A 17,475-nucleotide genomic window follows, 5' to 3' on the forward strand; every position below is an offset into this window, starting at 1 on the left:
CTCATTCGGCTGTGAGCCTGCTGTGCGCCCCCACTCCGAGGGGCGGAACCAGGAGGCTCCCGTTGTGTCAGCGCTGCTCGTGACGGCCGCACCGGCCGACCGCCGCATCCCCGTCGCCCCCGCGGGGCCGGTCCGGCTCGGTCCCGTGACCCCCGAGGCGTACCGCGCGTTCCTCGCCCACCGCGCCACCGGTGCCGACGGCCCGAGCTTCCTCCAACTCCCCTCCTGGGCACGGGTCAAGGAGGGCTGGAGCCACCAACTCCTCGGCTGGGGGCCCGAGTCCGGCGGGCTCACCGGCGTCGCCCTCGTCCTCCTCCGCCCCTTCCCGGGCACCCGCAAGTACTTCGCCTACCTCCCCGAAGGGCCCGTCGCCGACTGGTCGGACCCCGACGTCGACGGCTGGCTCGGCCCGCTCCTCGGCCATCTGCGCGCCTCCGGCGCCTTCGCCGTACGCATCGGGCCGGGGCCCGCGTACCGCCGCTGGAACGCCGCCACCGCCAAGGCCGCCGCCGGCCCCGGCCGCCGTCTCGCCGACGTCCTCGCCGACGAGGTCGACCCCCTCGGCACCCTCGTCTCCGAGCGCCTGCGCGCCCGCGGCTGGCGCAAGTGCGGCGGCGACTCCGAGGACGGCGCCGACGCCCAGCCCCGCCACGTCTTCCAGGTCCCGCTGACCGGCCGCTCCACCGACGACCTGTGGTCCGGGCTCAACCAGGAGTGGCGGCGCAACGTCCGCAAGGCCCGCAAGTCCGGCGTCGAGATCACCGTCGGCTCCGCCGCCGACCTCCCCGAGTTCTACCGGCTGCTCCGGATCACCGAGGAGCGCGACGGCTTCCGGCTCGGCCGCTCCCTCGCGTACTACGAGCGCCAGTACGCCGTCCTCAACGCCGAACAGCCCGGCCGGATGAAGCTCTACCTCGCCCGCCACGAGGGCGAGATCCTCGCCGCCCACACGATGATCACCGTCGGCGGGCGGGTCTGGTACCAGACCGGCGCCTCCGCCGACCACCGCCGCGAGGTCCGCCCCTCCAACGCCCTCCAGTGGCGCATGCTCCTCGACGCCCACGCCTCCGGCGCGGCCGTCTACGACCTGCGCGGGGTACCCTCCACCCTCGATCCGGACGACCGCGCCCACGGGCTGCTGCGCTGGAAGCTCGGTACGGGCGGACAGGTCGTCGAGACGCTGGGGGAGTGGGAGACGCCGATGCAGGGCACGACGAACGGGGCGCTGTACCGCGCCTTCCAGGCGTACCTGGCCCGCCGATGACGGCGACCGGCCCGACGGCGACGGCGACCGGCCCGACGGCGACGCTCACCGCCCCGAAACCGCACAGGAAGACCCCCTCCGCGCTGCGCAGCGGCGCGTTCATGGCCTCCGGCTCGCTCGTCTCCCGCGCCACCGGCTTCGTCCGCGCCGCCGTCGTCGCCGCCGCCCTCGGCGCCGGGTACGTCGCCGACGGCTACGCGGTCGGCAACTCCGTCCCCACGATCGTCTACACGCTCCTCCTCGGCGGCGCGCTCAACGCCGTCTTCGTCCCCGAACTGGTCAAGGCGGCCAAGGAACACGAGGACGGCGGCGTCGCCTACACCGACCGCCTCCTCACCCTCTGCGCGCTCGCCCTCGTCGTCCTCACGGCCGCCGCCGTCCTCGCCGCGCCGTGCATCGTCGACGGGTACACCGACTACGCCGGCGAGCGGCGGGAGACGACGATCGCCTTCGCCCGCACCTGCCTGCCGCAGATCCTCTTCCTCGGCCTGTTCACCCTCCTCGGCCAGGTCCTCAACGCCCGCGGCAGGTTCGGCGCCATGATGTGGACCCCCGTCCTCAACAACGTGGTCGTCGTCGCCGTCTTCGGCCTCTTCCTCCTCGTGAGCGACGGCGGCGGGCTCACCCCCGGCGAGACCGCGCTCCTCGGCTGGGGCACCACCGCCGGCATCGCCGTTCAGGCCCTCGCCCTCGTCCCCTCGCTGCGCGCCGCCGGCTTCCGCTGGCGCCCCCGCCTCGACTGGCGCGGCAGTGGCCTCGCCGCCCCGCTGCGCTCCGCCGGCTGGCTCGTGCTGCTCGTCCTCACCAACCAGGCCGCGTACTGGGTGACGACGCTGCTCGCCACCTCGGCGGGCTCCACCGTCAGCGGCGGGGGCCTCGCCGCGTACAACAACGCCTACCTCCTCTGGGCCGTCCCGCACGGCATCGTCACCGTCTCCCTCGTCACGGCCCTGCTGCCCCGCATGAGCGGCGCCGCCGCCGACGGGGACCTCGCGGCCGTCCGCCGGGACGTCGACTACGCGCAGCGGACCAGCGCGGCGGCGGTCGTCCCCGCCGCCTGCGCCCTCTTCGCCCTCGCCGTCCCCCTGATGACGGTCGTCTTCGGGTACGGGAAGACCGGCGCCGCCGACATCCGCGTGATGTCCTGGATCCTGGTCGCCTTCGCGCCCGGACTCGTCGCGTTCTCCGGGCAGTACGTGTGCACCCGCGCCTTCTACGCCCTCCGGGACACCCGCACCCCGTTCCTGCTCAACCTCGTGATCGCCGGCCTCAACGCGGGCCTCTCCCTGGCCGCGTACCACTGGCTCCCGCGCCACTGGGCCGTCGCCGGGATGGCGGCCGGCTACTCGCTGGCGCTGTGGGCGGGCTGGGGCCTCACGGCGTACGTCCTGCGGAGGCGGCTCGGGTCCGCCGACCGCGCGAGCGAAGGGGGCGCGGGCCGCGCGAGCGAAGGGGGCGCCGACCGCGCGAGCGGAGGGGGCGCGGGCCGCGCCCTGGGGCGCCTCCTGATCGCCGCCGTCCCGGCCACCGGATACGCGCTCTTCGTCACCGACCTCACGGTCACGGCGGCCGGCCCGTTCGCGGGCGCCCGGGCGGGCGCGGTCCTGGCCGGCCTCGCCGGCGGGCTCACGGTCGTCGCCGCGTTCGCCGCCCTGGCCGGCCCCCTCCGCCTGACCGAGGTCCAGTCCCTCGTCGGCGCGGCCAGGGCACGGCTCCACCGCACCTGACCTCCCCGCTGTCTCCCCCGCTGTCTCCCCCTCCCCCTCAGCTGTCCGTACCGACCTTGGGATACTCCCTCCATGCCCCGCGTGCTCCTCATAGAAGACGACCCCTCCGTCCGCGAAGGGGTCGAGCTCGGGCTGCGGCGCCGCGGGCACGAGGTGCGGACCGCCGCCACCGGCGAGGCCGGACTCGCCGCGCTCGACGAGTTCCGTCCCGACCTGCTCCTCCTGGACCTGATGCTCCCGGGCATGAACGGCGTCCAGGTCTGCCGCCGGGTCCGCGAGGACAGCCAGCTCCCGATCATCATGCTGACCGCGCGCGGCGACGACTTCGACGTCGTCGTCGGCCTGGAGGCCGGTGCCGACGACTACATCGTCAAGCCCGCCCGTACGGAGGTCATCGAGGCCCGCATCCGGGCCGTCCTGCGGCGCATCGAGGAGCCCGGCGGGGGCCGCCCCTCCGTCGAGTTCCACGGCGAGCTCGCCGTCGACCGGGCCGGACTCACCGTCGCCAAGTCCGGCGAACGCATCGCCCTCGCCCCCTCCGAGCTGAAGCTGCTGCTCCACCTCTCGGCCGCCCCCGAGCAGGTCTTCAGCCGTCAGCAGCTCCTCGAACACATCTGGGAGCACAGCTACCACGGCGACGCCCGGCTGGTCGACGCCTGCGTCCGCCGCCTGCGGAACAAGATCGAGGACCCCGGCGAACCCCGCTACATCCAGACCCTGCGCGGCTTCGGCTACCGCTTCGGACCCCTGTGAAGACGTGCGTGGCCGCGGAGGCCCCCACAGGGGCCCCCGCAGAGGCCCCCGCGGCGGTCCCGGCCGAGCGCCGCCGGAGGAGGGCCCGCGCCCCTCGCCTGCGCCCCCACCCCTTCGGCCTCCGCACCCGGCTCGTCCTCGCGTTCCTGCTCGTCGCCGCCGTCGGCTGCGGCACCACCGCCGCGCTCACCTACCGGGCCGCCCGCAGCGCCATCCTGGAGCAGACCCAGGACACCGCCGTCTCCGCCTTCCGCGAGCAGGTCGACGCGTTCACCGTCAACCTGCCCCCCACGGCCGAGGACATGCGGGACATGGCCCTCACGATCGCCCGCCAGGGCAAGCCCCGGCCGTGGCGGGTGTACGCCGAGTACGGCACCCTCCGCGTCTCCTCCACCGACCGCCCCGGCTCCTCGGTCATCACCCCCGAGCTCAGGGCCCGCGCGAGCGACCGGGACACCACCCCGCACGGCAGCTTCCAGCGGGTCGTCAAGAACGGGACGCCGTACCTGACGATGGCCGTCCCCGCCGTCTTCCGGAACTCGCCGCAGGCGACGGCCCAGCCCACCGGACTCGTCGTCTACGCGGTCATGGAGCTCGACGAGGAGGAGGCGAACGTCGAGGCGATGGTCGCCGCCGCCCGCGACGGCGCGCTGCCCGCCCTCGCCATCGCCCTGATCCCCGCGCTCGTCGCCGCGCGCGGGGTCCTGCGCCCGGTGCGGGAGCTCCGCCACGCGGCCCACAGCATGGGCACCGGCCGCCTGGACACCCGTATCCACTCCAAGGGCCGCGACGAACTCGCCGATCTGGCCAGGACGTTCAACGAGTCCGCCGCCGCGCTCGAACGGTCGGTCACCGAGCTCCGCGAGGCCGAGGCCCGGGCCCGCCGCTTCGCCTCCGACGTCTCCCACGAACTCCGCACCCCGCTGGCGGGGATGCTCGCCGTCACCGAGGTCCTCGACGAGGACGCCGACTCCGGCACCCTGGGCAGCGACACCGCCCGCGCCGTCCGTCTGATCAGCGCGGAGACCGGCCGTCTCGCCGTGCTCGTGGAGGACCTGATGGAGATCTCGCGCTTCGACGCGCGCGCCGCCGAGCTCCACACCGACGAGGTCGACGTCGCCGACTGCGTCCGCATGACGCTCAGGAACCGGCACTGGACCGACCCCGCCACCGTCGTCCAGGAGTTCGTCCCCGGCATCCGCGCCCGCCTCGACCCGCGCCGCTTCGACATCGTCGTCGCCAACCTGGTCGGCAACGCGCTGCGGCACGGCGGCACGCCGGTGACGGTACGGGTGTACGCGGAGGGGGACCACGTCGTGACCGAGGTCGCCGACCGGGGCCCGGGCATCCACCCGGACGTCCTGCCGCACGTCTTCGACCGCTTCTACAAGGCCGACCCGGCCCGTACCCGCTCGGCGGGCAGCGGCCTCGGCCTGGCGATCACCCTGGAGAACGTCCACCTCCACGGAGGCACCGTGGAGGCCGCCAACCACCCGGCGGGCGGCGCCGTCTTCACCGTACGGATGCCGCTGTGAACCGCCGCGCGCGCGTGACCGCGACGCTGTGCGGGCTGCTGCTCCCGCTCACCGCCTGCGGCATCCAGGGCACCGACGTCGTCGAGGCGGGCGGCGCCGCGACCGTGGGGGTGAACCAGATTCCCGAGGAACAGCTGCTGCTGTACTTCGTCGGCCCGGGCGGCGCCCCGACGCCGGTGGTCCGCAACGTCGGGCTGCCGTTCGGGGAGGCCATGGACGGGCGGAACGGCTCGGGGCTCGCCGACCTGAGCCGTACGGACCCCTCGGACCACGGTCCCGTCACCACCGACAAGGTCCTCGCCGCGCTCCTCGCGGGACCGCGCCCGGAGGAGGCGAGCGCCGGCCTCACCACGGTGCTCCCACGCGGCGCGGGGTCCCCGCACGTCTCGGAGGAGGAGTCCGGCGGCACGGACGGCCGCCGTCTCCTGCTCCTGCGGGCCCCGTTCGCGGTCACCGGCCTGCCGGACTCCGCCGTCCGCCAGCTGGTGTGCACGACGGTGTACGCGGAGGACGACACCGGCCGGGCGGAGGTCACCGTCACGGGCCCGGACGGCGCCCTGCCCACGGCCACCTGCGAGGTGTCCGGCGCACCGGATCAGGACTGACGGATCAGGACTGACGGAGCAGGACCGCCGGATCAGGACCGACGGATCAGGACCGACGCAGCTCCGCCAGCACCGCGTCCGTGAACGGCGGCCAGGCCTCGACCGCCCACGCCCCGAAGGGCCGGTCGGTGAGCGCCACGCACGCGGCCCGCGCGTCCGGGTCGATCCACAGGAACGTGCCCGCCTGCCCGAAGTGCCCGAACGTGCGCGGCGAGGAGGTCGCGCCGGTCCAGTGCGGGGACTTGGCGTCGCGGATCTCGAAGCCGAGCCCCCAGTCGTTCGGCTTCTGGTGCCCGTAGCCGGGCAGGATGCCGGTCAGGCCGGGGTACGTGACGGTCATGGCGTCCAGGACGGTCCGGGCGTCGAGCAGCCGGGGCGCCTGCACCTCGGCGGCGAAGCGGACCAGGTCGTCGACGGTCGAGACGCCGTCCTTCGCGGGCGAGCCCTCCAGCGTCGTCGACGTCATGCCGAGCGGCTCCAGGACGGCCTGGTGCAGGTACTCGGCGAAGGGGATGTCGGTCGCCTTGGCGACGTGGTCGCCGAGCGCCTCGAAGCCGGAGTTGGAGTAGATCCTGCGGGTGCCGGGGGCCGCCATGACCCGGTTCTCGTCGAAGGCGAGCCCCGAGGTGTGGGCGAGCAGGTGGCGGACGGTCGAGCCCTCGGGCCCGGCCGGCTCGTCGAGGTCGATCGCCCCCTCCTCGTACGCGACGAGGACGGCGTACGCCGCGAGCGGCTTGGTGACGGAGGCGAGCGGGAAGCGCCGCGCGGTGGGCCCGTGCGACCCGGCGAGGGTGCCGTCGGCGCGGACGACGGCCGCCGCCGCGGTGGGGACGGGCCAGTTCTCGATCGACGCCAGGCTCGGCAAGCTGCTCTGCATGGGGCCGAGCCTACTTGCTTCGAGTGCACTCCAACCTTTTAGCGTGGGGCCCATGAGCGTGATCGAGAGCACGACCGGGCTCGCGGGGCGGGACCGCTACACCATCAGCGAGGTGGCCGCGCTGACCGGCCTGACGGCGCACACCCTGCGCTGGTACGAGCGGATCGGCCTCATGCCGCACGTCGACCGCTCGCACACCGGGCAGCGCCGCTTCACCGAGCGCGACCTGAACTGGCTGGCCTTCGTCGGCAAGCTCCGGCTGACCGGCATGCCGGTCGCGGACATGGTCCGGTACGCGGAGATGGTGCGCGCCGGGGACCACACCCGGGACGAGCGGCGGGAGCTCCTGGAGTCGACGCGGCGGGACGTCCTGGCGCGGATCTCCGAACTCCAGGACACGCTCGCCGTGCTCGACATCAAGATCAGTCTGTACGGGAACCACGGGATCAACGAGAACCACGGCACCGCATGCGGAGGAACATCTTCATGACCAGCGTGACCAGGATCGACACCGTACGTCTGGGGCAGCAGGGCCCCGAGATCGGCGTGCAGGGCTTCGGCGCCATGGGCATCAGCGAGTTCTACGGCGCCACCGACGAGGCCGCGGCCCACGACACCCTCGACGCGGCCCTGGAGGCCGGCGTCACCCTGATCGACACCGCCGACATCTACGGCAGCGGCGCCAACGAGGAGTTCCTCGCGCCCTTCCTCGCCGCCCACGGGGACGAGGTCGTTCTCGCCACCAAGTTCGCCATCGAGCGGCGCGCCGACGACCCCGCCCACCGGGGCGTCCGCAACGATCCCGCGTACATCAAGCGGGCGGCGGAGGACAGCCTGCGGCGCCTCGGCGTCGAGACCATCGACCTCTACTACATGCACCGCCGCGACCCGGCGATCCCGTTCGCGGAGTCGGTCGGCGCGATGGCGGAGCTCGTCCAGGAGGGCAAGGTCCGCTACCTGGGGCTGAGCGAGGTCACCGGGCCCGAGCTGCGCGAGGCGCACGCCGTGCACCCGATCGCCGCCCTCCAGTCGGAGTGGTCGCTCTTCTCGCGGGACGTGGAGCGCAGCGCCGTCGGCGCCGCCGCGGAGCTCGGCGTGACCTTCGTGCCGTACTCGCCGCTCGGCCGGGGCTTCCTGACCGGCGCGTTCGCGGACGCGGGCAAGGACCTGTCGGCCGGGGACTTCCGGCAGCACATGCCCCGGTTCAGCGGCGAGAACGCCGAGCGGAACTCGGCCCTCCTCGACCCGGTACGCAAGATCGCGGCGGCCCACGGGGCGACCCCGGCGCAGATCGCGCTCGCCTGGGTGCAGGCCCGGGCGGCGGTGCACGGCCTGACCGTCGTCCCGATCCCCGGCACCCGCAAGCGCTCCCGCCTCCTGGAGAACGCCGCCGCGACCCGGATCGTCCTCACCCCGGAGGAGCTGGCCGAACTGGAGCCGATCGCCGGGCTGGTGGCGGGCGACCGCTACAAGGACATGAACTTCACGTCCCTGGCCCGCGAGGTCTGACCCCCGCCCGGGGCGTCTCACGCGAGCCCCAGGGCGAAGGCCCCGAACCCCGCCGCGAGCACGCCCGCGAGGACGCGGCGGGCCCGGCCGGTCTTCGCCCAGGGGGACTCGAAGCCGCGCGCGTACCGCCCGACGAGGACGAGGAGTCCGGCGAAGACCGGCATCCAGGCGAGGCGGGCGAGGATCCAGCCGACCGAGTCGGGCGCGCCGACGAGTCCCGGGATCTCCCCGGCGTACGAGGCGGGGATCGCGGCGGCCAGCATCGCCGTCTGGTGCCAGCACAGGATCGTCATGGCGGACAGGTTGACGATCACGACCGGAGCCCAGAGCGCGGGCCGCCTGAGGAGCGCGCCGATCCGGTCGCGGAGCAGGATCGCGGCGCCGCTCTGCGCGGCGGCCAGGGCGAGGACCAGCAGCGACGGCGGATGCGAGTTGGTGCGGGCCTCGCCGGGCACGCCGACCATGGACGCCGGGTAGCCGAACTGGAGCAGGAGGGCGGCGAAGAGCGCGGTGCCGCCGAGGAGCAGCGCCCAGGCGTGGCGCCGGGTGACGCGGCCCTCGCCCCAGGAGACGCCGAGCTGATAGGCGAAGAGCCAGCCGGGCAGGATGTTCAGCAGGCTGAGCCAGGACGGTACGGCGTCGGCGTACGGCCCGTACCGCAGGAAGTCGACGACGGCGACGGAGCCGAGGAGCGGCGCGGCCCAGACGCCGAGACGGCGGGCGGCGCGGACGCAGTACGGGGTGAGCGCGGTGACGACGGTGTAGACGCCGACGAACCAGAGCGGCTGGATGACGAGCGTGGACGCCGTCCGCAGGGTGTCGACGGGGACGTCGAACCCGAAGTGGAGCAGGGGGAGCAGGGCGGCCCAGACGGCGGTGACGCCGAGGACGGGCCGGCCGAGCCGGGCGAGCCGGCCGCCGAGCCACGCGCGCGTGGAGCCCTTGCGCCGCCGGTAGGAGAGGACGGAGGCGTACCCGCCGACGAGGAAGAAGATCCCGAGCATCTGGAGGACCCAGCTGGCGGGGGCGAGGGCGGCGAAGGTGCCGAGGGGGCTGGCGTTGTGGAGGGCGCCGTCGGAGGAGAGGGTGAAGCCGCCGAGGAGCCAGTGACCGGTGGGGACCGCGAGGAGCGCGAGGGCGCGGAGACCGTCGATCGCGCGGTCGCGGTGGGCGGGGGTGGAGGCCTCGATCCTGCGGGCCATCTTCGCCAGCGAGCTCATCGGACATCCCCCTCGGAGATCGAGGCGATCGCGGCGAACGCGCGCAGGGAGGACGTCCCGGCGGCGAAGTACCCGCCGTGCCCGTCGGCGTCCCCGGCGGGGACGGTCCGGGCCCCGAACTCCGGATCGGTCGGATCGGTGCCGTGGCCGAGCCCGGCGAGCTCGACGTTCGGGACCTTGTCGATCCAGTCGGTGGGGTCCTTCGCGGCCCAGACGCGGGCCGAGGTGCCGAGCGCGGCGACGTTCGCGGCGCGCATGCCGGGGGAGCCGAGGACGACGAGGTCCTTGGCCCCCAGGTCGTGGGCGGCGAGGCCGCAGACGACGGAGCCGTAACTGTGGCAGAAGACGGACGGCGCGGCCGCCCCGACGGCCCGGAGGCCCTCCGTGAACCGGGTGAGGCGCTGGGCCCCGGCCTCGGCGAGCCGGCCGGTGGCGGCGTCGAGGCCGACGCCGACGGGGGTGGTGTATCCGGCCCAGGCGACGACGGCCGTCCGCCCGCCGGTGGCGCGGTGGAGGGAGGCCGCCATGTCGGCGAGGGGCCGGATCCGGCCGGCGTCGATGTCGGAGCCGGGCACGACGACGGCGACGTTCTCGGCCAGCGCGAGATCCCCGTAGACGAGGGCGGCCTGGCCCCGGCCGCGCGGATCGTAGGCGAGCACCCGCGCCCCGCCGAACCTCCCCCGCGCGACCCGTTCGTTGGCCTCGTACCGCAGCTCCAGAGGAGCCCCGTCGAGGTTCCCGACGACGGTCGGGTACGTCCGCGCCAGCCTTTCCCGCTGTACGGGAGCGAGTCCCGCGAAGTACCGCGCCACCTCGACAGCGCTCATCCCCTCCGGGTCCGGCAGCCCCGCCCCACGCCACCGCTCCACACCCGGGGGAGGTCCTGTGACGGGGTCCTGGGCGTCACCGGACGCCCAGCCCGCCGTCCCGGCGGTCACGGCGGCGACCAGGGCCACGGTGGTGAGGATCCTCGTGAAGCGGCGCATCCGTCGCTCCCTCCCTTTTCTCTCGCTCGACCGCGTCGTCCGGCGGCGAGGGAAAAGTAGGAAGGCGGCGGGTGACGGCACGTCACACCGGGGAGCCAACCTCCGTCTGATACCCGGGTAGGGGGTGGAGGAGGGGCGGACCCGAAGGCGCCGGTGGGGTTATCCCCCCGGCGTCACGAGCCCCGACTCGTACGCGAAGACCACCGCCTGCGCGCGGTCGCGCAGGTCGAGCTTGGCGAGGAGACGTCCGATGTGGGTCTTCACCGTCTGCTCGGCGAGGACGAGGTGCGCGGCGATCTCCTGGTTCGACAGGCCGCGCGCGACGAGTTCGAGGACCTCGGTCTCGCGCGGGGTGAGCCCGTTCAGGCGCAGGGCCGTCGTGTCGCGGCGCGGGGCGGGCCGCGAGGCCGCGAAGTCGGCGATGAGGCGGCGGGTCACCGAGGGCGCGAGCAGGGCGTCCCCGGCCGCCACGACCCGTACCGCCGCGATGAGGTCGGCCGGAGGCGCGTCCTTCAGGAGGAAGCCGGAGGCACCGGCGCGCAGCGCCTCGTACACGTAGTCGTCGACGTCGAAGGTGGTCAGCATGAGCACCTTCGGACGGTGGAGGACACCGGCCGGCGGGTGGAGGATCTCCCGGGCCGCGGCGAGCCCGTCCATCTCCGGCATCCGCACGTCCATGAGGACGACGTCCGGGTGGACCGACCGGGCCACGTCCACGCCCTGACGGCCGTCCGGGGCCTCGCCGACGACGTCGATGTCGGTCTGGGCGGCGAGGAGGGCGGCGAAACCGGCCCGCACCATGGCCTGGTCGTCGACGATGATCACGCGGATGGTCACTGGGGGGTGTCCTCGGCATTCGTGCGGGGCGGGAGGGGGAGCCGGGCCGCGACCCGGAAGCCGCCGTCCGGCAGCGGCCCGGTGTCGAGCGAGCCGCCCGTCAACCGTACGCGTTCCCGCATGCCGACGAGCCCGTGCCCGGTGCCGGTCGCACCCCGCTCGACGGCGGGACTCCGCCCCTCGGAGGGCCCGTTGACGACGAGGACCGTCAGCCAGCCGTCGTCCGAGGCCCGGACGGAGACCCGGGTCGGCGCGCCGGGCGCGTGCCGGACGACGTTGGCGAGGGCTTCCTGCACGATCCGGTACGCCGACAGGTCCACGGCCTGCGGGACCTCCCCGAGGTCGGCGGCGAGCGACAGTTCGGCCGGCACGCCCGCGCGTACGGTCGCCTCCACGAGCTGCTGGACCCGGTCGAGGCCCGGCTGCGGGGCCCGTTCGCCCTCGCTGCCCTCGCTGCGGAGCACGGACAGGAGCCGCCGCATCTCGGCCAGGGACTCGCGCGCGCTCGCCGCGATGGTGGTGAACTCCTCGCGGGCCGCTTCGGGGAGGTCCGGGATGCGGTACGGGGCCGAGTCGGCCTGCACGGTGATCACGGACATGTGGTGGGCGACGACGTCGTGCAGCTCGCGCGCGATCCGGGCGCGTTCCTCCAGGAGCGTGCGCCGGGCGCGTTCGGCCTCGCTGATGGTCTCCTGCTCGACGAGCCGCCGCTGTGCGTCGCCCCGCGCGCGTACCGCCGAGGTGAGCAGGAGCAGGACGCCGCTCAGGACGACCAGCAGGACGTGGAGGCTGGTGTCGCCCGCGGGCCGGAAGGACTCCAGGACGAAGCCGGTGGCGACGGTCGTCAGCCAGACGCCGAAGAGGGCGCGGCGGTGCTCGCGGAGCCCGAGCGCGACCATCAGAGCGCAGTAGCCGATGACGACGGGCGGGGTCCACGGCCACATGACCGGGGAGGTGCTCGCGGAGCCGAGGATCGCGAGCGCGCCGAGGACGTCGGCGGGGAAGATCACCCACCAGGCCTGGAGGGGGCGGGAGACGGCGAGCAGCAGCGGCGCGGACTGCGCGGTCGCGAGGGCCCCGGCGAGGGCGCCGTTGACGTCGTAGTCGTTGATCAGGACGGCCGTGGTGGAGGGGAGCAGCGAGCAGACGAAGGCGAGGGCGACGCCGTACGGCAGCAGGCGCACCCACCGCGAGGAGGCGTCGGCGAGGAGGGGCGCGCCGGGGGCGCTCGGGGTGGTGAGCGCCGCCCCGAGCCCCTGGAGCGACGCGCGTGCCCGTTCACCCGCCCGGCGGATGCGCGGCGTGAGCCGCTGGTCGGTAGCCATGATCCGCCCAGGGTAGGCAGCGGGGCCCGTCGTTGACGTCATACCGGGGTGGGTCCTGGGACCCGCTACCCGGGTATGACGTTCCTGCTTCCCTCGGGGCGCTCGGCCCGGCTCACCTCACAGCTCGGCGAGCAGCTCCGCCTTCTTCGTCGAGAACTCCTCGTCCGTCACCAGTCCCGCCTGGTGCAGTTCACCGAGGTGCCGAATCCTTTCCGCGACGGCCCCGGGGACGGGGACGGCGGCGCGGAGCGTGTCCGGGGCGGGGGAGGGAGCGGGGATGCGGACCTTGCCGCGGATCGCCGCGAGGACGGCGGCCGCGAACGGCAGGGACTCGTGCACGGGACCGTACCCGAGACCGAAGACGACCGAGGAGGGATCGCGGTCCGGCTGGGCGACGGGGACCGCCCCGCCGCGCGGCAGCAGGCGGAGGTACCCGTCGACGATGTCCGGCGAGCGCCATTCGACCCCGCTGAGCTCCCGTACGGAGAAGGTCTGGTCGCCGGCCTTCCACTTCTCCGAGGACGCGCCGGTCGAGGACCAGCGGAACGCGACCTCGCCCGTCCCGTCGAAGTGCGCCCGCCCGTCGTACGTCTTGAAGGAGCGGGGCCCGGCGGGCGCGGCGACGAGGAAGCCGTCGGCGCGGTCGTCCGGGCCGGCCTCCGGGGGGAGGAGCGCGCGCAGCGCGTCCCCGTGATGCGCGGCGAGCGCCTCCCGGTCCGCGGGCAGCACGAGGCGGTACGGGTCGCAGCTCTCCTTCAGCTGCCCCGCCGCCGCCTCCATCAGGGGGTCGGCTCCGTGCCTCGGCACCGCGTGCAGCACGACGGTGCCCCGCTTGCCGGGCGTGAGCGTCACGGCAGCCAGGGCCTCGTGCGGTACGCGTCGTTCGCGCAGCGCGCTGAAGAGCCTGGGCGTGCGGTTCCCCCGGTCGAAGCGGATGACGAGGGCGTCGCTCTCGAACTCCCAGGTGGCATGAATTCCGGCCAGCACATCACCCATGCGCCTCATCGTAAGCGGCGCGTGCCCCTGCGTCGCCCCCGCGTTTCGGGCGGAAATCGCGTGATCTACGCGCGTCAGGGCCCTTCCGCGCCGGATATTCCACGATGGCAAGCGCTGTCGGCACGTGCACAGATCACGTCACCGAACGCGCCGACGCCTATCGCGGCGAAGTTGCCGAGGCTGTCCGTGCCCGGCTCGAAGTAGCCGCCGTGGCCGACCGCTCCGGCCGCCGAGAGGAGCCGCGCGCCGAATTCCGGTTCGACCGGGTCCGCGCCGTGCCCGACCCCGCCGACCTCCAGGTGCGGCACGTCGGCGATCCAGTCGTCCGCGTCCCGCATCGCCCACACGCGCGCGTGCGTGGCGAGTTCCTCGGCGCGCTCCACGCGCATGCCGGGGCTTCCGGCGACGGCCAGATCCGTGACGCGGGCGGGCAGCCGGGGCGCGGCGAGCCCGCAGAGAACGGAGCCGTAACTGTGGCAGAACAGGGCCACGCGCGCGTCCCCGGGCAGCGCCGCGACCATGTCCACGAGCCGTACGGATCCGTTGGCGGCGAGCCGCCCGGTCATCGCGTCGACGCCGACCCCGGAGGGCGCGGTGTAGTCGGCCCAGGCGATGACGGCGACCCGGGCGCCGGGGTCGGCGCGGCGCTCGGCCTCGTACAGCGACCTGGCCATGCCGACGGGGGCCGCGTACCGGCCGTGGGTCTTCTGGAAGGTGAGGAGCGTCGTGTCGACGCCGGGGACGACCACGGAGACCCGGCGGGCCCGCTCCAGGTCGCCGAGGACCTCGGCGACCCGTCCCCGGCCGGTCGGGTCGAAGGCGAGGACGCGGCGGTCGGGGCTGAGCAGCGAGGCGAAGCGGTCGACCCGGCGCCGGGCCTCGTGGAGGCCCTCGGCGGAGAGCCGGGGGTCGTCGACGCGGTCGCGTTCGGCGGCGAGGGCCTGGGCGAGGGTGATCCGGTTCGCGCGGTAGCGGAGCGCGACGGGGGCGCCGTTGAGGTTGCCCACGACGAGCGGGTGCCGCCGGGCGAGCCGGAGGCCGCCGGCGGGCCCGAGCCGGGCGAAGAAGGCGGCGACCGTCCGGGCCGGGGCGGCGGCCGGGTCGGGCAGCGGGCGGTGGTCGACGCGGTCGCGCGCCCAGGCGGCGAGCGCGGCCTCGCGGGACGGGCCCGGCGCGGGCCGGTGCCGGATCGTCGTCCAGCCGGTGGTCGCGAGCAGGACGAACACCACCGCGAGCGCGAGGAGCGCACGCGTGACGGCGGGGGCGAGCGGGGCGTCGACGGTGGTCACGGGCCGACACCCTACGGGGGCGGTCCGGGGCTCCGGCACGCCGGTGGGGGTGCAGTGCGGAGCGGTACCGGACGGGTACGGGGTGTGCTGATCTCCGGGCCCGCCAGGGCTACTTGGGGTGGTCCGGGGGTTACCGCCAGTGCGGGGCGAGCGCGGGGCCGAGGTGGTCGAGGTAGCGCTCCGTGAGCGCGCGGATGGCCTCCACGCTCTGGTCCGTACCCCGGCCCCACATCTGGCCGGTCACCCGCATCACGCCGCTGAACGCGGCCACGGCGATCCGGGGGCGCGGGTCCGCGTCGACGTCGAGGCCCTCGCGCCCGGCGACGATCCGGGCGATCGTCTCCTCCATCTCGGTCGAGCGGCGCAGATGGACGGCGAGCAGCGCGGGCGTCGACTCGATCATCCGGAAGGTCCGCAGGTGCAGTTCGACGGGGACGACCTCGGCGATGGCCTCGCCGACGGTGTCCCAGGAGCCGAGGACGGCGTTGCGGAGCGCGTCGAGGGGGGCCTCGTCGGCCGGGCGGGCGCGGAGCGCCTCGATGAACCGCTCCTCCACCATCTGCTGGACGGCGAAGGCGACCTCCTCCTTGGAGGAGAAGTACCGGAAGAAGGTGCGCTGCGAGACCTCGACGGCGTCGACGATCTCGTCGACGGTGGTCCGCTCGTACCCGTGGGTGGTGAAGAGCTCCAGGGACTCCCGGATCAGCGCGTCGCGCGTGCGCTGCTTCTTCCGCTCGCGCAGGCCGGGCACGGTCACGTCTGGGGCCTCTTCTCGGGTCCTCGTCACGGGCCTCTTCCCGGCCTCTTTTCGGGCATTTCGTCAGCTCAGGGTACCTGTGAGCTACGTGACAGTTACCGTCGCGTGAATCGCTTTGTCAATTGTCAGTGGCTGTCATTAGCCTCTTCGCATGACTAGTCAGACCACCATGGAAAAGACCCCGCAGGACCAAGGGGGCGCCCGGGAACCGGTACCGGTCCCGGCGAAGGGACTGCGCGGTCACCCGTGGGTCACTCTGTTCGCCGTAGCGGTGGGCGTGATGATGGTCGCGCTCGACGGCACGATCGTCGCCATCGCCAACCCGGCCATCCAGGCCGACCTCGGCGCCACGCTCGACCAGCTCCAGTGGATCACCAACGGTTACCTGCTCGCGCTCGCCGTCGCCCTGATCACGGCCGGCAAGCTCGGCGACCGCTTCGGCCACCGTCAGACCTTCCTCATCGGCATCGCGGGCTTCGCCGCGGCCTCCGGCGCGATCGGCCTCTCCGACTCCATCGGCGCCGTCATCGGCTTCCGCGTCCTCCAGGGCATCTTCGGCGCCCTGCTGATGCCGGCCGCCCTCGGCCTCCTCCGTGCCACCTTCCCCGCCGAGAAGCTGAACATGGCGATCGGCATCTGGGGCATGGTCATCGGCGCCTCGACGGCCGGTGGCCCGATCCTCGGCGGCTTCCTCGTCGAGCACGTCAGCTGGCAGTCCGTCTTCTTCATCAACGTGCCCGTCGGTGTCGTCGCGCTCCTGCTCGGCCTGTTCGTCCTCAAGGACCACCGCGCCGAGAACGCGCCGCGCTCCTTCGACGTCCTCGGCATCCTGCTCCTCTCCGGCGCCATGGGCTCGCTCGTCTGGAGCCTCATCAAGGCCGGGGCCGACTGGGGCTGGGGCAGCGGAAAGACCCTCGGCTGCCTGGGCGGCTCGCTGCTGCTCTTCGTGCTCTTCGCCCTCTGGGAGACGAAGGTCAAGGAGCCGCTGATCCCGCTCGCCATGTTCCGCTCCGTGCCGCTCTCGGCCGGTGTCGTCCTCATGGTCCTCATGGCCTTCGCCTTCATGGGCGGCCTGTTCTTCGTCACCTTCTACCTCCAGGGCGTGAAGGGGCTCGGCCCGATCGACGCCGGTCTGCACCTGCTCCCGCTGACCGCGATGATGATCGTCTCCTCGCCGCTCGCCGGCGCCCTGATCACCAAGTTCGGCCCGCGGGTGCCGCTGGTCGGCGGCATGGTCTGCACGGCCGTCGCGATGTTCGGCATGATCACGCTCTCCGCCGGCACCAGCACCTTCGTCATGTCCCTCTGGTTCGCGCTCCTCGGCCTGGGCCTCGCCCCGGTCATGGTCGGCGCCACCGAGGTCATCGTCGGCAACGCGCCGCTGGAGCTCTCCGGCGTCGCCGGCGGTCTCCAGCAGGCCGCCATGCAGGTCGGCGGCGCGCTCGGCACGGCCGTGCTCGGTGCCGTCATGTCGGCGAAGGTGTCGAGCACCTTCGCGGACAACTGGACGGCGGCCGGCATCCCGGTCCCGGCCGACCCGCGCCTGGAGCAGGCCGCCGAGTTCGGCATGGCCCCGGCGGAGCTGGCCAAGGCCCCGGGGATGACGCCCGACCTGTTCGCCACGATCACCGACGTCATCCACGACACGTTCCTCGACGGCATGGGCCTGGCCTTCACCGTCGCCGGCGCGGTCGCCGTGGTCGCGGCCCTCGTCGCCACGCTCACCAAGCGCGGCGAGAACGCGGAGGCGGGCATGGGCGGCGGCCACATCTGACGCCGCCGGGCCGAGGCCCGT

16 protein-coding genes are annotated in these 17,475 nt (G+C 74.1%); 8 read left to right on the forward strand and 8 right to left on the reverse strand.

Annotated elements, in window-relative coordinates:
- Window positions 1-64: 64 nt before the first annotated feature.
- The 5 genes from ACFC0Z_RS18730 (at window position 65) to ACFC0Z_RS18750 (ending at window position 5,884) form a co-directional block, all read left to right on the forward strand.
- Window positions 65-1,264: a lipid II:glycine glycyltransferase FemX gene (locus tag ACFC0Z_RS18730; RefSeq protein ID WP_376438851.1), complete on the forward strand. Its 1,200-nt coding sequence runs from the start codon at window positions 65-67 to the stop codon at window positions 1,262-1,264.
- A complete protein-coding gene (gene murJ / locus ACFC0Z_RS18735; protein ID WP_376438854.1) occupies window positions 1,261-2,991 on the forward strand; it encodes a murein biosynthesis integral membrane protein MurJ in 1,731 nt (576 codons plus the stop codon). The genes ACFC0Z_RS18730 and murJ overlap by 4 nt, the downstream gene beginning before the upstream one ends.
- Window positions 2,992-3,063: 72 nt before the next feature.
- The gene (locus ACFC0Z_RS18740) at window positions 3,064-3,744 is read left to right on the forward strand and encodes a response regulator (RefSeq protein ID WP_376438856.1); all 681 of its coding nucleotides are present in this window, start codon (window positions 3,064-3,066) and stop codon (window positions 3,742-3,744) included.
- 8 nt (window positions 3,745-3,752) lie between these two features.
- Complete coding sequence (locus ACFC0Z_RS18745; RefSeq protein ID WP_376438858.1) at window positions 3,753-5,279, forward strand: ATP-binding protein; 1,527 nt, start codon at window positions 3,753-3,755, stop codon at window positions 5,277-5,279.
- Window positions 5,276-5,884, forward strand: a complete 609-nt coding sequence (locus ACFC0Z_RS18750) for a hypothetical protein (protein WP_376438861.1) — start codon at window positions 5,276-5,278, stop codon at window positions 5,882-5,884. Before ACFC0Z_RS18745 ends, ACFC0Z_RS18750 begins: the two co-directional genes overlap by 4 nt.
- Window positions 5,885-5,930: 46 nt before the next feature.
- Here ACFC0Z_RS18750 and ACFC0Z_RS18755 read toward each other — a convergent pair whose 3' ends face one another.
- Complete coding sequence (locus ACFC0Z_RS18755) at window positions 5,931-6,761, reverse strand: serine hydrolase domain-containing protein (protein ID WP_376438863.1); 831 nt, start codon at window positions 6,759-6,761, stop codon at window positions 5,931-5,933.
- Window positions 6,762-6,813: 52 nt separating this feature from the next.
- On the opposite strand from ACFC0Z_RS18755, the gene ACFC0Z_RS18760 reads away from it, so the two are divergent.
- Both ACFC0Z_RS18760 and ACFC0Z_RS18765 read left to right on the forward strand, forming a co-directional pair.
- Window positions 6,814-7,251, forward strand: a complete 438-nt coding sequence (locus tag ACFC0Z_RS18760) for a MerR family transcriptional regulator (protein WP_376438866.1) — start codon at window positions 6,814-6,816, stop codon at window positions 7,249-7,251.
- Complete coding sequence (locus ACFC0Z_RS18765; RefSeq protein WP_376438869.1) at window positions 7,248-8,270, forward strand: aldo/keto reductase; 1,023 nt, start codon at window positions 7,248-7,250, stop codon at window positions 8,268-8,270. The genes ACFC0Z_RS18760 and ACFC0Z_RS18765 overlap by 4 nt, the downstream gene beginning before the upstream one ends.
- A gap of 17 nt (window positions 8,271-8,287) precedes the next feature.
- Here the strand turns inward: ACFC0Z_RS18765 and ACFC0Z_RS18770 are convergent, their stop codons facing one another.
- From ACFC0Z_RS18770 to ACFC0Z_RS18800, 7 genes are all read right to left on the reverse strand, one after another.
- Complete coding sequence (locus ACFC0Z_RS18770; protein ID WP_376438872.1) at window positions 8,288-9,490, reverse strand: acyltransferase; 1,203 nt, start codon at window positions 9,488-9,490, stop codon at window positions 8,288-8,290.
- Entirely contained in the window at window positions 9,487-10,476 is a 990-nt protein-coding gene (locus ACFC0Z_RS18775; RefSeq protein WP_376438874.1) for an alpha/beta hydrolase, read from the reverse strand. Before ACFC0Z_RS18775 ends, ACFC0Z_RS18770 begins: the two co-directional genes overlap by 4 nt.
- A gap of 159 nt (window positions 10,477-10,635) precedes the next feature.
- Window positions 10,636-11,313, reverse strand: a complete 678-nt coding sequence (locus tag ACFC0Z_RS18780; RefSeq protein ID WP_376438877.1) for a response regulator — start codon at window positions 11,311-11,313, stop codon at window positions 10,636-10,638.
- Window positions 11,310-12,638 carry a sensor histidine kinase gene (locus ACFC0Z_RS18785; protein WP_376438879.1) on the reverse strand — a complete coding sequence of 443 codons (1,329 nt, stop codon included), beginning with the start codon at window positions 12,636-12,638 and terminating at the stop codon, window positions 11,310-11,312. The genes ACFC0Z_RS18780 and ACFC0Z_RS18785 overlap by 4 nt, the downstream gene beginning before the upstream one ends.
- A gap of 117 nt (window positions 12,639-12,755) precedes the next feature.
- On the reverse strand, window positions 12,756-13,634 hold the full coding sequence (locus ACFC0Z_RS18790) for a DUF4429 domain-containing protein (RefSeq protein ID WP_376438882.1): 879 nt from the start codon (window positions 13,632-13,634) through the stop codon (window positions 12,756-12,758).
- Window positions 13,635-13,708: 74 nt separating this feature from the next.
- Window positions 13,709-14,923, reverse strand: a complete 1,215-nt coding sequence (locus tag ACFC0Z_RS18795) for an alpha/beta hydrolase (protein ID WP_376438884.1) — start codon at window positions 14,921-14,923, stop codon at window positions 13,709-13,711.
- 130 nt (window positions 14,924-15,053) lie between these two features.
- The gene (locus tag ACFC0Z_RS18800) at window positions 15,054-15,680 is read right to left on the reverse strand and encodes a TetR family transcriptional regulator (RefSeq protein WP_376438887.1); all 627 of its coding nucleotides are present in this window, start codon (window positions 15,678-15,680) and stop codon (window positions 15,054-15,056) included.
- Between the two features lie 169 nt (window positions 15,681-15,849).
- On the opposite strand from ACFC0Z_RS18800, the gene ACFC0Z_RS18805 reads away from it, so the two are divergent.
- Window positions 15,850-17,454: an MFS transporter gene (locus ACFC0Z_RS18805; RefSeq protein ID WP_376439156.1), complete on the forward strand. Its 1,605-nt coding sequence runs from the start codon at window positions 15,850-15,852 to the stop codon at window positions 17,452-17,454.
- Window positions 17,455-17,475 lie beyond the last annotated feature (21 nt).

Origin of the sequence: Streptomyces sp. NPDC056144 (genome assembly GCF_042264145.1) — a bacterium.
In the GTDB taxonomy this organism is placed as follows: domain Bacteria; phylum Actinomycetota; class Actinomycetes; order Streptomycetales; family Streptomycetaceae; genus Streptomyces.

Coding starts and splice junctions, on each gene's coding strand:
- murJ (WP_376438854.1), top strand. CDS start 1,261: ATGACGGCGACCGGCCCGACGGCGACGGCGACCGGCCCGACGGCGACG.
- ACFC0Z_RS18740 (WP_376438856.1), top strand. CDS start 3,064: ATGCCCCGCGTGCTCCTCATAGAAGACGACCCCTCCGTCCGCGAAGGG.
- ACFC0Z_RS18755 (WP_376438863.1), bottom strand. CDS start 6,761: ATGCAGAGCAGCTTGCCGAGCCTGGCGTCGATCGAGAACTGGCCCGTC.
- ACFC0Z_RS18760 (WP_376438866.1), top strand. CDS start 6,814: ATGAGCGTGATCGAGAGCACGACCGGGCTCGCGGGGCGGGACCGCTAC.
- ACFC0Z_RS18765 (WP_376438869.1), top strand. CDS start 7,248: ATGACCAGCGTGACCAGGATCGACACCGTACGTCTGGGGCAGCAGGGC.
- ACFC0Z_RS18770 (WP_376438872.1), bottom strand. CDS start 9,490: ATGAGCTCGCTGGCGAAGATGGCCCGCAGGATCGAGGCCTCCACCCCC.
- ACFC0Z_RS18775 (WP_376438874.1), bottom strand. CDS start 10,476: ATGCGCCGCTTCACGAGGATCCTCACCACCGTGGCCCTGGTCGCCGCC.
- ACFC0Z_RS18785 (WP_376438879.1), bottom strand. CDS start 12,638: ATGGCTACCGACCAGCGGCTCACGCCGCGCATCCGCCGGGCGGGTGAA.
- ACFC0Z_RS18790 (WP_376438882.1), bottom strand. CDS start 13,634: ATGGGTGATGTGCTGGCCGGAATTCATGCCACCTGGGAGTTCGAGAGC.
- ACFC0Z_RS18805 (WP_376439156.1), top strand. CDS start 15,850: ATGGAAAAGACCCCGCAGGACCAAGGGGGCGCCCGGGAACCGGTACCG.